This window comes from Chromohalobacter moromii (assembly GCF_023091865.1).
Taxonomy (GTDB): domain Bacteria; phylum Pseudomonadota; class Gammaproteobacteria; order Pseudomonadales; family Halomonadaceae; genus Chromohalobacter; species Chromohalobacter moromii.
The window spans coordinates 496,986-511,545 of the sequence record NZ_JAHXDI010000001.1; the positions used below are offsets into that span (position 1 = coordinate 496,986).

The 14,560-nt window shown below is 59.7% G+C and carries 12 protein-coding genes; 8 read left to right on the forward strand and 4 right to left on the reverse strand.

Annotated elements, in window-relative coordinates; all coding sequences use genetic code 11:
* Positions 1–72: 72 nt before the first annotated feature.
* A complete protein-coding gene (locus tag KZO83_RS02305) occupies positions 73–717 on the reverse strand; it encodes a hypothetical protein (protein WP_246939769.1) in 645 nt (214 codons plus the stop codon).
* Between the two features lie 177 nt (positions 718–894).
* Here KZO83_RS02305 and KZO83_RS02310 point away from each other — a divergent pair, with 177 nt between their 5' ends.
* Positions 895–2,802 (forward strand): DUF294 nucleotidyltransferase-like domain-containing protein, encoded by a 1,908-nt coding sequence (locus tag KZO83_RS02310; protein WP_247619609.1) that lies wholly within the window; start codon positions 895–897, stop codon positions 2,800–2,802.
* Positions 2,803–2,809: 7 nt separating this feature from the next.
* A complete protein-coding gene (locus KZO83_RS02315; protein ID WP_261505557.1) occupies positions 2,810–3,535 on the forward strand; it encodes a 3'-5' exonuclease in 726 nt (241 codons plus the stop codon).
* An 80-nt stretch (positions 3,536–3,615) separates the two neighbouring features.
* On the opposite strand, the gene KZO83_RS02320 is transcribed toward KZO83_RS02315, so the two are convergent.
* Both KZO83_RS02320 and KZO83_RS02325 read right to left on the reverse strand, forming a co-directional pair.
* Complete coding sequence (locus KZO83_RS02320) at positions 3,616–5,262, reverse strand: BCCT family transporter (RefSeq protein WP_178997874.1); 1,647 nt, start codon at positions 5,260–5,262, stop codon at positions 3,616–3,618.
* A 194-nt stretch (positions 5,263–5,456) separates the two neighbouring features.
* On the reverse strand, positions 5,457–6,380 hold the full coding sequence (locus KZO83_RS02325) for a LysR substrate-binding domain-containing protein (protein WP_247619611.1): 924 nt from the start codon (positions 6,378–6,380) through the stop codon (positions 5,457–5,459).
* Between the two features lie 138 nt (positions 6,381–6,518).
* Here KZO83_RS02325 and KZO83_RS02330 point away from each other — a divergent pair, with 138 nt between their 5' ends.
* On the forward strand, positions 6,519–7,898 hold the full coding sequence (locus KZO83_RS02330; protein ID WP_178997879.1) for an L-serine ammonia-lyase: 1,380 nt from the start codon (positions 6,519–6,521) through the stop codon (positions 7,896–7,898).
* A gap of 181 nt (positions 7,899–8,079) precedes the next feature.
* Complete coding sequence (locus tag KZO83_RS02335) at positions 8,080–8,817, forward strand: Crp/Fnr family transcriptional regulator (protein ID WP_178997881.1); 738 nt, start codon at positions 8,080–8,082, stop codon at positions 8,815–8,817.
* A gap of 26 nt (positions 8,818–8,843) precedes the next feature.
* Here KZO83_RS02335 and KZO83_RS02340 read toward each other — a convergent pair whose 3' ends face one another.
* A complete protein-coding gene (locus KZO83_RS02340; RefSeq protein ID WP_178997882.1) occupies positions 8,844–9,728 on the reverse strand; it encodes a LysR family transcriptional regulator in 885 nt (294 codons plus the stop codon).
* A 146-nt stretch (positions 9,729–9,874) separates the two neighbouring features.
* On the opposite strand from KZO83_RS02340, the gene KZO83_RS02345 reads away from it, so the two are divergent.
* The 4 genes from KZO83_RS02345 to KZO83_RS02360 all read left to right on the forward strand — a co-directional run bounded on the left by KZO83_RS02345 (position 9,875) and on the right by KZO83_RS02360 (position 14,504).
* Positions 9,875–10,984 carry an S-(hydroxymethyl)glutathione dehydrogenase/class III alcohol dehydrogenase gene (locus KZO83_RS02345; RefSeq protein WP_178997885.1) on the forward strand — a complete coding sequence of 370 codons (1,110 nt, stop codon included), beginning with the start codon at positions 9,875–9,877 and terminating at the stop codon, positions 10,982–10,984.
* Between the two features lie 98 nt (positions 10,985–11,082).
* Positions 11,083–11,940 carry an S-formylglutathione hydrolase gene (gene fghA, locus KZO83_RS02350; protein WP_178997887.1) on the forward strand — a complete coding sequence of 286 codons (858 nt, stop codon included), beginning with the start codon at positions 11,083–11,085 and terminating at the stop codon, positions 11,938–11,940.
* 259 nt (positions 11,941–12,199) lie between these two features.
* Positions 12,200–13,333 (forward strand): choline metabolism transcriptional regulator GbdR, encoded by a 1,134-nt coding sequence (gbdR, locus tag KZO83_RS02355; protein WP_418904289.1) that lies wholly within the window; start codon positions 12,200–12,202, stop codon positions 13,331–13,333.
* A gap of 193 nt (positions 13,334–13,526) precedes the next feature.
* On the forward strand, positions 13,527–14,504 hold the full coding sequence (locus tag KZO83_RS02360) for a dipeptidase (protein ID WP_178997889.1): 978 nt from the start codon (positions 13,527–13,529) through the stop codon (positions 14,502–14,504).
* Positions 14,505–14,560 lie beyond the last annotated feature (56 nt).

Here is a 14,560-nt window from a genome sequence, read left to right on the forward strand (position 1 = left end):
AAGAAGTGAGAGCAAAAAACCCGCGAGTCAACTCGCGGGTTTTTTTATGCACTAAGGATGATGGTGGCCGTTTCAGCCATGATGGTTGAAGCGTCGACGCACCAGTAGCACCAGTTCGATGCAAGCAAAGAAGAGCAGCATGTAACCGGCCAACTCGGTCACTTCCTCGGCTGCGTCTTTGATGACGCGCCGGTAATGATCGCCGAGCATGGCTTCCCAGAACGCGGAGCGGCCATAAAGGCGCGAGAAAACATACGTCGTGAGGAAGCCGGCGGCAAACATCCCGAAGCCAAGGCTGTTGGAGATCGACTTGAACTCCTCGGCAAAGGCATGTCGATGGCGAATCACCACGTAAAGCGTCGGCAGTACGATCAGGGTCACGATCACTTGCCAGGCACCGTCGAAGACGTAGATGTCTAGCCAGGCGTCATTTTCCCTGACGAAGGACGCGAACAGGAACGCCCCCAGTAACAGGCTGACATGAGGAATGGCGTTGGGATGGCGGTATAAGTAGGCCATCAGCAACGAGCTGAGCAGCAACAATGCCGACTGCGTGAGTTCGGTCAGTGACGTCTCGGAAAACTGACCGACGCCCGATTGAGCGTCCAGCATCACCAGCTGCATGATGCCGGCGACGATCAAGATATAGCAAAGTGCGCGAAGAAGGATCGCCTTGAAGCCGAAGGAGACTTCGGGAGGCTGGGGTGAATGCGTCATACGGTGTCTCTGGCGTGCGTCGAAGCGACAGTGATTAGGGTTTCGATTAATGTTTAATATTAGCAGGGAAACGACTCTTAAGAAACACCGTTTCCGATCTTCAAGGTAGCCCTTTACAGAACCTGGGGAGAATCTCAGACTAACGGTATTGTCCTACCATTGTCGGAGAGCGGTCGTATGCAAGTAGAATTGCTGGAGATTCGTCAGCACATGGCGCAGTTTCCGCCCTTCGAGCAGCTGTCTGACGACTTGCTCGATGAGCTTGCCGGTCAGGTCGAGGTTGGGTATTTTCAGGCCGAAACCGACATTTACCGCCATGGAGATGCCGTCGAGTATCTGCACTACATTCGTAGTGGCGCTATCGATCTCTATCGCCGCAACGGCGATCTTTATAACCGCCTCAGCGAAGGCGATATCTTCGGTCAGTTCGACTTGCTCCGGGATCGCCGCGTACGTTTCCCGGCCCGGGCGATCGAAGATACGCTGATCTACTTCATCCCCCTCGCGGCGTTTCAACACTTGTGCGAGGCGGACGACAATTTCGCCGATTTCGTCGAGGTCGAGCGCCCGCGGCTGGAGTCTACCGTCGACCAGCAGCGCAAGGGTCACGAGATGCTGGTGACGCGGGTGCGCAAGCTGGCCTCCCGAGCACCGGTCATGGTGGAAAGCGATGCCACGGTGCAGGAGGCGGCGCAGCGAATGGGCGAGCACAGCGCCTCTTCGGTACTGGTGCTGGCGGCGCCGCAAACACCGGACGATTCGCATGCCTTTACCCATGAAGACGGGCAACTGCGCCGCATGGTTGGCATCCTCACCGACCATGACCTACGCAACCGTGTTCTAGCCGAGGGACGGCCGGCGAGCACCACGGTGGGGGAGCTGATCGACGAGCGTCCGATCACCATTCAGTCCGACGAGTCGGTGTATGAAGCGATGCTGCGCATGCTGCGCAACAATATTCATCACCTGCCTGTCTTGTATCGGCGGCGCCCGGTGGGCGTGTTACATCTATCCGATATCGTGCGCTACGAGACTAATAGTAGCTTGTATCTGGTGGACAATATCTTTCGCCAGCCCAATGTCGAAGGGCTGGCCGCGATGAAAAGTGACGTGCGCGCGGCCTTCGTGCGTATGGTCAACGAAGACGACAATTCGCAGATGGTCAGCAGTTCGCTGTCGAGCATCGGGCGCGCGTTTACACGCCGCTTGCTGGAACTGGCCGAGGAAGAGTTGGGGCCGCCGCCAGTGCCGTATTGCTTTATGGCGTTGGGGTCGATGGCGCGCAATGAGCAATCCATCGTTACCGACCAAGACAATGCTCTGGTACTGGATGATAGCTTCGACCCCGAGCAGCATGACGCGTACTTCCTGACATTGGCACAACGCGTCAGCGATGGGTTGGCGGCATGCGGTTATAGCTATTGCAAGGGCGACGTCATGGCCACCAATTCGCGTTGGCGTCAGCCGTTACACGTGTGGCAGCAATATTTCCGCGACTGGATCGATGACCCCAGCCCCGAGCGCTTGCTGCACAGCTCCATCTTTTTCGATCTTGACAGTGTTTATGGCGACGAGGCGTTCGTCGAAAGCCTTCAAGATCTGGTCGCTGGGCGTGCCTCTCAGCGTCCACGCTTTCTGGCCGCTATGGCGCGAAATGCGTTGAATCGTACGCCTCCGCTCGGTTTTTTCCGCACGTTCGTGATGGAAAAAGACGGCGAGCAGAACAATACGATTAACCTCAAGCGACGTGGCACAGCGCCCTTGATCGATCTGATCCGAGTGCATGCGCTGGCCTGCGGCTCACGAGCACAGAATTCCTTCGACCGTCTCGAGGATATCAACAAAACTCGCTTGCTTGCGGGCCACTCCGGGGAGCGGATTCGCTATGCACTGGAATTTATCGCCATGGTGCGAATTCGCCATCAGGTCATCGATATCCAGGAAGAGCGTGAACCGGACAATAACATTGAGCCCGAAAACGTCTCGGATAACGAGCGCCACAATCTCAAGGACGCCTTTCAGGTACTAAGCAACGCCCAGAAATTCCTGAAGTTTCGTTATCCCATGCCTTCTCAGAAACGCTGATATTTGAATGAAGCCACTGCTTTCACGTCGACACTCGGAGCCGCCGACATGGGCGGATTATTTCATGGCACGTCGCGAGCAGGCGCGTGATACGGCATTGGAAGGCTACTTCGATGTCGGTGTGCCCACGCCGGAGACTCCCATCGGTGATGTGCCGATGTTGGCCATGGACATGGAAACCACGGGCCTCGATGAACAACGTCACGCCATCGTCAGCATCGGCGTAGTGCCGTTCGACCTGCAGCGCATACGGCTCGCCGAGCGCCGTTATTGGGTCGTGAGGCCGCCACGTCCTCTCAATGAGCGCTCGATCACCTTTCACCATATTACCCATAGCGAGATCGAGCAGGCCCCCGATCTTGATGATGTTCTCGATGAGCTATTGGCCGTGATGGCTGGGCGCATCGTCGTGGTGCATTATCGCCATATCGAGCGGACCTTCCTGAATGCAGCCGTCAAAGCGCGGCGCGGCGAGGGCATCCACTTTCCCGTGATCGATACCATGTCGCTGGAGGCGCGTCTTCACCGTCAGTCGTGGTGGGCACGTCTACGGCGCTGGCTGGGACGTCCGCCAGCGTCGATTCGCCTGCCTGATAGCCGCACGCGCTATGGCTTGCCGCCCTATCAGGCACATCATGCCTTGATCGATGCCCTGGCGACCGCCGAATTGCTGCAAGCCCAGATCGCCCATCGCTACAGTCCCGAGACGCCACTCCGAGAAGTATGGAGCTAGGCTCGGCAGGTTAGAGAGGTCGTAAACGAAGAAGGCGGCCCGTGGGCCGCCTTCTTCATATTGCGAATGAGGACATCGCGTTACACGCTGCGCGGTTCGCTCATCAAACCTTTGATGATGGCGTAGCAAGCCGCCAACAAGACCAGCGTGAAGGGCAGGCCCGTGGTGATGACCGCGGTTTGTAGTGCGGTGAGGCCACCTCCCAACAGCAAGGCGATAGCGATTGCACCTTCGATCAAAGCCCAGAAAACGCGTTGAGGCTTGGGTGCGTCGACCTTGCCGCCAGCAGTGATAGAGTCGATGACCAGAGAGCCGGAGTCCGAGGAGGTGATGAAGAATACCATCACCAGCACGATACCCACGAACGACGTGATCGCTGTCAGCGGTAGCTGGCCGAGCATGGTAAACAGTTGCAGCTCCAGTGCGGCATCCTGCACGCCATTGTACCCATCGGAGATGACCTGATCGATGGCGGTGCCCCCGAAGGCGGTCATCCACAGGATCGATACCAGTGTCGGCACCAGTAGCACCGCGATCAGGAATTCACGCACGGTGCGGCCACGGCTGACGCGGGCGATGAACATCCCGACGAACGGAGACCAGGAAATCCACCAAGCCCAGTAGTACGCCGTCCAGCCTTGTGTGAAGCCAGTATCCTCACGGCCGAAGGGGTTGGAGAGCGCGGGGAGATTCTTGACGTAACCGAGTAGGTTCTCGAAGAACCCGGTCGCGATGAGTAGCGTCGGCCCGACGAAGATCACGAAGAGTAGCAGCAGGAAGGCGAGTGCCATGTTGAGCTGCGAGAGGCGTTGCACGCCCTTGTCGACACCGGCGAGTACCGAGCCCAGCGCCACCAGCGTAATACCCAGGATTAGTACCACCATGGTGACGTTGGTGTTGGGCGTATCGAACAGGTAATGCAGCCCCGCAGAAGCCTGTGAAGCGCCCAGCCCGAGAGAGGTCGCAAGACCGAAGAGCGTGGCGAAGACTGCCAGGATATCGATGATATGGCCGGGCCACCCCCAGACGCGCTCACCCAGAATCGGGTAGAAGATCGAGCGCATGGTCAGCGGCAGGCCCTTGTTATAGGAGAACAGGGCCAGCGACAGGGCGACGATGGCATAGATGCCCCAGGGGTGCAGTCCCCAGTGGAAAATCGTTGCCGCCATGCCCAGATGTGCCGCTGCTTGCTCGTTGCCTTCGGCGCCACCTAGAGGGGCGCCGCCATCACCCGCAAGCGAGGTGCCGAAGTGGGTCAGCGGCTCGGAAACGCCGTAGAACATCAAACCGATGCCCATCCCCGCGGCGAACAGCATGGCGAACCAGCCGGCATAGCTGAAATCTGGCGTGGCGTTGGCGCCGCCCAAGCGGACCTTGCTCAGTGGAGTGAAAATCAGTACGACGGCGAGTACCACGAAAATATTAGCGGCAAGAATGAAGAACCAATCCAAGTTGCCCGTCAAGAACGAGAACATGGCATTGAAAATCGGTGCCACCTGGTTCTGGAACGCCAGCGTCACGATGACGAAAAACAAGATCACCAAGGAGGAGACCGTGAACACCTTGCCGTGTAGGTCGAAGTCGATACCGAACTTCGTGGAGGTGATGTTGTCCTGGCCTATTACATAATCGGTATCGATTAAGTTCGCCGGCCCATCCGGAGCCGGAATACCCTCTGAGCCTTCATTTGGCTCGTTGGCAGTATCGTCCTGCGAACGTTTGTCCATGAGAATTCTCCGTCTCAGGTAAGCGTAGAGTGCGTCATTGACGCGAGAATGCCGTATTGGCAATTAGCGTATTGTGCTTAAAAGCTATTGTACTCAATAAGTTTGCAGAGTTGAGTCGTTTTTGCCATCGAGACCTTAAACGTTTTGTGCTGTGTTTCGCAAAAAATGCATTCTCGGCGGAATCGGTCTGGCATTCAATGGCCATGGCAGCGCGCCGCTTCCTCGACGATCCAATCATGCACGGCACGTACCCGGCGATCGTCCAGCGCCCCGGGGTGATAGACCAGGCCATAGGTCTTGCCGGTGGCCACGGCGCCAGCGAACGGTGCTATCAATGCCCCAGTGTCGAGCTCATCGGTAATCAGTGTGCGCCGAGCGATCGCCACTCCCATGCCGGCGATGGCCGCCTCTACCGTCAAGTGGTTGCGATTGAAGGTGTAACCTCGCCGTACATTCACGGAGCCGGCGTCCAACGCCCCCAGGTAATGCTCCCATTCGGCGTAATCGTGGCTGCCGCGCCATGCGGTCACGTCATGCAATAGCGGGTAGTAGCCTAGATCCTCGGGACGTACCAGTGGCGGGCGTCGGCGCAGCAGTTGCGGCGAACATACCGCGAAGATTTCCTCATCCATCAGCGGCGTGATCTGGAAACCGGCATAGCGACCGTCGTTGAGGTCGATGGCCAGCTCGAACTCACCCTCACGCAGTGACAGGTTGCTGTCTTCGGAGGCGACATGCAGCTCGATGTCGGGAAAGCGGGCCTGCAAGCGCGTCAGTCGTGGCATCAGCCATTTGGCGAGAAACGAGGGCACACAACGCAGGCGTAGCACACCGCTCATGACCCCCGTACGCAGGCGACGCACTTCCATGCCTACCGCATCGTAGGCTTGGTCGACCACGGTGGCCAGGCGCTGGCCTTCATCGGTGAGCTCCAGACGACGTGGCAGGCGACGGAAGAGCTTGAAGCCCAGCCGCGCCTCGAGCTGCTTGATCTGCTGGCTGACTGCGCCCGTGGTTACGTTTAGCTCTTCGGCGGCCCGGGTGAAGGAAAGGTGGCGCGCGCTGATTGCGAAGACTTTGAGCCAGGCGTGGGTTTGGGCGTGCAGTGTACGGCTCATGGTTTAGTCATTCTAAAGCTTGGTCGAATTATTCTCCGTTGCCCAGCATTCGGGCTGGCTTCAAGCTAAAGTTAAATCGAGCTACTAACAAGCTCGTTTAGTAATTTTGATATATCAAGACTGTTCGAGGTGTCACGCATGGCAATCAGTGTGTTCGATCTGTTCAAAGTGGGAATTGGACCGTCCAGTTCGCATACGGTCGGCCCCATGCGTGCGGCCTGCGACTTCATCGATGCGCTGCGCGCGCATGATTGGCTGACGCGCGTCACGCGCATCGAAGTGCATCTGCATGGCTCGTTGTGCGCCACTGGCAAGGGGCATGGCACCGATCAGGCCGTGATCATGGGACTCATGGGCGAACGCCCCGCCTGCATCGACCCGGAGATAGTCCCCGCTTGCATGGAAGAACTGCGCGAATCGCAGACCTTACTGCTCGCCGGTCAACAGCCGATCTCATTTCCCTGGGCACGCGACATGCAATGGCATGAAGAGTCGCTTGCCTATCATCCCAATGCGTTGCGTCTCATCGCTCATTCCCACGGAGAAGAGCTGTACCGCAATACCTATTACTCCGTGGGAGGCGGCTTCGTCGTCGACGAGGCACAGGCGGCCAGCGGCGCGCTGGATACCGATACTACGACGTTGCCGTTTGATTTCGCCACGGCGGAAGAACTGCTCATGCTGTGCCGCACGCATGGATTACGCATCAGCGAGCTAATGCTCGAAAATGAGAAGGCCTGGCGCGATGAAGAAAGCGTTCGCGACTCGCTGTGGCGTATCTGGGAGGCGATGAAGGACTGCGTTGACAACGGCTTGCGCCATGATGGCGTGTTGCCCGGTGGCCTTAATGTCAAACGCCGGGCCAGTACGCTGCATCGGCGCTTGCAGGCGGCCAGCGACAACACCAGCGTGATCGCGTCGACTTTTTCGGCGATGGACTGGGTCAATGTCTTCGCTCTGGCCGTCAATGAGGAAAACGCTGCCGGTGGACGCATGGTGACCGCGCCGACCAACGGGGCAGCGGGTATCGTCCCGGCGGTATTGCACTATTACATGCAGTTTCAGCCCGATGCCTGCCAACGCGATGTCGTCGACTTTCTGCTGACGGCCGGCGCTATAGGCATCCTATGTAAGAAAAATGCCTCGATTTCCGGCGCCGAGGTCGGTTGCCAAGGCGAGGTCGGATCGGCGTGTGCGATGGCCGCAGCCGGGCTCGCGGAGGTAATGGGCGGCACGCCCGCGCAGGTCGAGAACGCTGCCGAGATCGGCCTCGAGCACAACCTGGGATTGACCTGCGACCCCATCGGCGGCCTGGTACAGGTGCCGTGCATCGAGCGTAACGCTATCGCCTCGGTGAAGGCGATTAACGCCGCGCAAATGGCGCTGGGTGGCGATGGCGAACATTTCGTGTCCCTCGACCGCGTCATTCGTACCATGCGCGATACCGGCGCCGATATGCAGGATAAGTACAAGGAAACCTCGCGTGGTGGCTTGGCAGTGAATGCCATCGAATGCTGACGCTGAATCGTTCGATCAACCCTTTGGGACGCCTGCGGGGCGTCCTTTTTTTGATTCGGGATCGCACCGCGTGGCCTTCTATGGTTTTATTCCATCGGACAGTAATGCGCTTAGGGTGGCCGGGTCATGCTCGGTGCCCTGCCTAGGACTCCCGACGAGATTAAGATAGAGAAGGTCGCTCATGAGCGAGACAGATAGCTGCATCATCCGCCATTTCCGGCATTACGCGAATCTCACCGAGAGTGACGAAGCCCTGTTGGACTCGCTCGAACGCGAGCCGCGCGAGGTCGAGCGCGGAGAGGCACTATGGCAAACCGACGACCCGGCGGGGCGTTTCTGCACGCTTTCCAAGGGCTGGGCGTATTCCTTCCGCGACATGGAAGACGGCTCGCGGCAGATTCTGGAAATCTACCTGCCCGGGGATGTCATTGGCTTGCGCGAGTTCGCCTTTCAAGAGCGCCTGGCCGGGGTGATGATGTTCGATGACGGCGTCGTCTGCGATTTTCCTCATCGCCGTTTACTCGAGGTGTTTCGAGAGTCCTTTACCCTGTCGATGATCTTCTTCGCCGTGTCCTCGCAACAGCAGGCCCTGCTGACCGAGCGTCTGGTCAATCTGGCGCGACGCAGTGCACGTCAGAAAGTGGCGCATCTTATCTACGAGATGTACATGCGCCTGCAGCGCATCATGCCTTACGCCACTCGGCGTTTCCGTCTGCCGCTGTCGCAGCAGCAATTGGGCGATGCGCTGGGCCTTACCTCGGTGCATATCAGTCGCACGTTAAGCGGGTTCCGTGAGGATGGCTTGTTGATCCGCGAGCGTCAGTGGGTCGAATTGCTCGATCCCGATGCCTTGGCCCGCGAGGCCGAATTCGCCGGACGGTATCTGCGGGATAGACTCGGGCCAATGTCGGGGGAGTGAGTCTCGAGGCTGCCACGGGGTATGAGTCAGGCCCGTAGCGCGTCTGGCAAGCGCGCGACTAGAAAATCGACGAACTGACGCACCTTGGGCGAGAGATGCCGGTGGCGCGGATAGATCGCCCACACCGCGGTGTCGGTGAATTGATAGGCATCCAACACCGGCACCAGTTGCCCGTGCGCCAAGTACGGCGCCACGTAGTAATCCGGTAACTGCGCCAGCCCCAACCCTTTTAAGACCGCATCGAGCAACGCCGGCCCTGAATTGGCACGCCAGCGGCCCTCGATACGTACTTCCCGGCGCTGACCGTTGACCTCGAACAGCCAGCTATTGCGAGAGCCGCGCAGGCAGTTGTGATGAGACAGCTCGGCCAACGAATGTGGCGGTGCGGCGCGCTCGAAGTATTCCCGCGCGCCGACGACGTATTCGCGACGCTCGCATAGCCGCCGTGCGATTAGGCTCGAGTCACGCAGCACGCCCATGCGAATGGCAACGTCGAAACCTTCCTCGATCAACTCGACCTGACGATTGGTGAAGTGCATGTCGACTTCGAGCTGTGGATGCAAGCGCTGGAAATCGTTGACCAGCGGGGCGATGTAGCGCTCGCCGAACGTGGTGGCGCAGGTCAGCCGCAAGGTGCCCTTGGGCCGTGACTGGAAGTCGACGATGGCTTCCTCTGCTTCGCGAAAGCCATCGACCAAATGGCGGCAATGCCGGTAGTAGAGCGCGCCGGCATCGGTGAGGCGCGTCTGGCGCGTGGTGCGGTACAAAAGCGTCGTGCCGAGTTGACTCTCGAGCTGCCCAATCGAGCGGCTCACGTGTGAGGTGGACACTTTCAGATGCCGCGCAGCGGCGGAAAACGTGCCCAAGCGGGCGACTTCGATGAAAGCCTCGATGCGATCCCAGCGCTGCATTGTTGCTCCACGGCAATAATGTTGTGACGTCGTAAGCATTTATCCAAGCGCGCCAACTGCCTAGACTGGTGGGGTTAACCACGCGCGCCTAGACTGCCTATGCTGGCGCATCGGGCGCCGCCACGATCGACGAAGGAGAATGCCTGATGAAATCACGCGCCGCCATCGCTTGGGAAGCCGGCAAACCGCTGGAGATTGCCGAGATCGACGTCGAAGGGCCCAAGGCCGGCGAAGTCATGGTTCAGATAAAGGCGACCAGTGTCTGCCATACCGACGCTTACACATTGTCCGGCGCCGATCCCGAGGGCAACTTCCCGGCGGTGCTGGGCCATGAAGGGGCCGGGATCGTGCAGGAAGTCGGTGAGGGCGTCACCAGCCTCAAGCCCGGCGATCACGTCATTCCGCTGTATACCGCCGAGTGCGGTCAGTGCAAGTTCTGCCTCTCCGGCAAGACCAATCTGTGCAGCTCGGTCCGTGCCACCCAGGGCAAGGGCGTGATGCCCGACGGCACCTCGCGCTTCTCCAAGGACGGCCAATCGCTACATCATTACATGGGCTGCTCGACGTTCAGCGAATATACCGTACTGCCGGAAGTTTCGCTGGCCAAGGTGTCCTCCGAGGCGCCGCTGGACAAGATCTGCCTGCTGGGCTGTGGCGTCACCACCGGCATCGGCGCGGTGATGAACACCGCCAAGGTCGAGCCGGGGGCCACCGTCGCGGTGTTCGGCCTCGGCGCCATCGGCCTGGCGGTGATCCAGGGCGCGCAGATGGCCAAGGCCTCGCGCATCATCGCCATCGACGTCAATCCCGACAAGTTCGAGCTGGCGCGCCAGTTCGGTGCCACCGACTTCGTCAATCCCAAGGACTACTCGGATCCCATTCAGCAGGTCATCGTCGACCTGACCGACGGCGGCGTCGATTACTCGTTTGAGTGCATCGGCAACGTCAACGTCATGCGCTCGGCGCTGGAGTGCTGCCACAAGGGTTGGGGTGAGTCGATCATCATCGGCGTGGCCGGGGCCGGCGAGGAAATCTCCACACGGCCATTCCAGCTGGTCACCGGGCGCGTCTGGAAAGGCTCCGCCTTCGGTGGCGTCAAGGGTCGCAGCGAACTGCCGGGCTATGTCGACGATTACATGAACGGCAAGCTCAAGATCGATGAGTTCGTCACCCAGGACATGGCGTTCGAGGAGATCAACGAGGCATTCGAGCTGCTGCATGCCGGCAAGAGCATTCGCACCGTGTTGCACTTTTGACACGCGCCCGAAGCCGCGCGAAGAGCATCTGATTTATCGCGCCCTATGTCGTTCATCCGCCGGCGGCTCGATGCCGCCGGTCTCTCAGGGAGAGCACCATGACCATGTCCGAATCGTTGGAGCTGGTCTCCGCCACCAAGTCGTTCGGCGGTTGGCTGAAGCGCTACAAGCACCATTCGCGTGCACTCGATTGCGAGATGATCTTTGCCATTTATCTGCCGCCCCAGGCGGAAACCGACAAGGTGCCGCTGCTGTGGTGGCTTTCGGGGCTGACCTGCAACGACGAGAACTTCATGCAAAAAGCCGGCGCGCAACGCGTGGCCGCCGAGCTGGGCATAGCTATCATCTGCCCGGACACCAGTCCGCGCGGCACCGATCTCCCCGGAGAACACGACAGCTATGACTTCGGCTCCGGCGCGAGCTTCTACGTCAATGCTAACCAGGCCCCGTGGTCCAAGCACTATCGCATGTACGACTACGTTACCGAGGAGCTACCCTCGGTGGCGCGTCAGCACTTCCCGCTCAACGGAAGGGAAGCCATTAGCGGGCATTCCATGGGCGGTCATGGTGCGTTGGTGTTGGCCTTGCGCCAACCTGGACGTTACGCCTCGGTGTCAGCGTTCGCGCCGGTGGTCAACCCCATCGTCTCGCCTTGGGGACAGAAGGCCTTCACGGCTTACCTTGGCGAGGACCATGGTAAATGGACGCAATACGACGCCTGCGAGCTGATTGCCAAGGGGGCCTCGCGCCAGCCGCTGTTCATCGATCAGGGCGAGGCGGATAACTTCCTCGACGAACAGCTCATGCCTGAGCGCATCGAAGCCACCTGTGAGAAGCATGACCATCCACTGACCCTGCGTCGTCAGCCGGGCTACGATCATAGTTACTTCTTCATCGCCACCTTCATCGAAGAGCATCTGCGCTATCACGCCGAGCATCTGCAGCGAAAGCGTTAGTAGCAGCGCAGTCGCACGATCGACAGTTTGCTAGGCGCCGTGCCGGACCCACGCCCCGACCAGATGTACTGGTGCGGGGCGTTTTCTTAAAAACGTCATGGGTATGTCGTTTTTGATAGCGTGAGACGACGCTTTTAGATACGTTGAGGGGGCGCCTTCTCGTCACACTCAAGGCGTTGAAACCAACTTCCTATAATGACAATACACCCCTGGTGAAGCACTACCAGTGGCTCCGAACGTGACCCGAGGAGAACCGCTGATGGCCATGACGAGCGATCGTCCCACGCCGCCTACCGTCCCTGATGCGCCGCTGCGTTTGGGCTTCTTGTTAATGGATAATTTCACGCTGATCTCGTTGGCCTCGGCGGTGGAGCCGTTGCGCATGGCCAATCAGTTGGCGGGGCGCGAACTCTACCAGTGGACCACCCTGAGTACGGACGGCGAGGCGGTACGAGCCAGCGATGGCTTGCTGATCACGCCCGATAACGGCATGCACGAGCCGTTGGCGCTCGACATGGTATTCGTGTGTGGTGGTGTCGGCATCCAGCGTCATGTCACACGTGAACATGTGCTGTGGCTGCAGGCGCAGGCGCGCCAGTCGCGACGCATCGGTGCGCTATGTACCGGCAGTTGGGCGCTGGCCAAGGCGGGGCTGCTCGATGGCTACGAATGCAGCATTCATTGGGAGTTCCAGGCCGCCGCACAAGAAGCCTACCCGCGTGCCACGCTGACCACCCGCTTGTTCTCCATCGATCGCGACCGCGCCACGGCTTCCGGCGGGACCGCGCCGCTGGACATGATGCTGACGTTGATCGCCCGCGATCATGGTCGCGAGCTATCGGCGGCGATCTCCGACATGTTCATTTGCGACCGCATGCGCGGCGAACAAGATCAGCAGCGTGTGCCGCTGCGACATGTTCTGGGCACCAGCCAGCCCAAGTTGCTCGAGATCGTGGCGCTGATGGAGGCCAACCTGGAAGAGCCCATCGCCCTCGACGAGCTAGCGAATTATGTCAACGTCTCGCGCCGCCAACTCGAGCGCCTCTTCCAGAAGTATTTGAGTTGCTCGCCATCGCGCTATTACCTCAAGCTGCGCTTGACCCGCGCCCGACAGCTGCTGCGCCAGACCTCGATGTCGATCATCGAAATCGCCTCGGTTTGCGGGTTCGTTTCCACACCGCATTTTTCCAAGTGCTATCGGGAATACTTCGGCACGCCGCCGCGTGACGAACGCTTGACGCGCCTGGCGAGCGCCAGCGTGACGCTGACGCCCGCCAAACTCACAGCGGGCAATGAAGACGACGCCTATGTCGCACCGCGCGCCTCCAGCGCCATGCAGGCGCTGGCTCAGGCGCAAGGCGAACCCACCTACGCGAGTGTGCACTTGAGATAGTGCGTATTAGCGCCATTCATGCGGCCGACGTGCCGCTTCCATCGGGGCCGTCCGATCATCGGGCGGCCTCGTTGCGTTAGGGCCGATGACAAGGCGTGACGTATTTGGAATTTTCCTCGTCGCTTCCAAGCGTCGACGGTCTCGGGGACGGGGCTAAGCTGGCGACATGACGCCATCCCCGGGAGCGAGACCCATGACCGCGCAAGCACTACACGACGACGCCATCGTTATCGATGGCCTGATCATCGCCAAATGGAACCGCGAACTACTCGAAGACATGCGCCGGGGCGGTTTGACCGCTGCCAACTGCACCGTCTCGGTATGGGAAGGGTTTCAGGCCACGGTCGATAATATCGTCCAGACCAACGCGCTACTTGCGGCGAGCGATGACCTGGTACGGCCCGTGCACACCACCGCCGATATCACTCGTGCCAAGGAAGAAGGCAAGACGGGCATCATCTACGGCTTCCAGAACGCCCATGCCTTCGAGGATCAGATCGGCTACGTCGAGGTCTTCAAGCGCCTCGGCGTGGGTATCGTGCAGATGTGCTACAACACCCAGAATCTGGTCGGCACCGGCTGTTACGAGCGCGACGGCGGGCTTTCCGGCTTCGGTCGCGAAATCGTCGCCGAGATGAATCGCGTGGGCGTGATGTGCGATCTTTCCCACGTTGGCGAGACCACCTCTCGCGAGGTCATCGAAACGTCCGAGAAGCCGGTCTGCTACTCCCATTGCCTACCGTCCGGCCTCAAGGAACACCCCCGTAACAAGTCCGACGCCGAGTTGCGTTTCATCGCCGAGCATGGCGGTTTCGTCGGCGTGACCATGTTTACCCCCTTCCTGCGTGCCGGTGTCGACGCCACCGTCGACGACTACGTCGAAGCCATCGAATACGTGATGAACATCGTCGGCGAGGACGCCATCGGTATCGGGACCGATTTCACCCAGGGGCAGGATCAAGCCTTTTTCGAGTGGCTCACCCATGACAAGGGCTACGCTCGGCGCCTGACTAACTTCGGCACCATCATCAATCCCGAGGGCATTCGCACCATCGGCGAGTTCGGCAACCTCACCGAGGCACTCTTGCGACGCGGCATGAGCGAGCGACAGGTGCGCAAGATCATGGGTGAGAACTGGATGCGAGTGCTCAAGGATGTCTGGGGCGCTTAAGAGGCTCCGCCATTGTATGTAAGGGGTGCCGGGGTAGGCCGAAGAGGAGGTCCGAT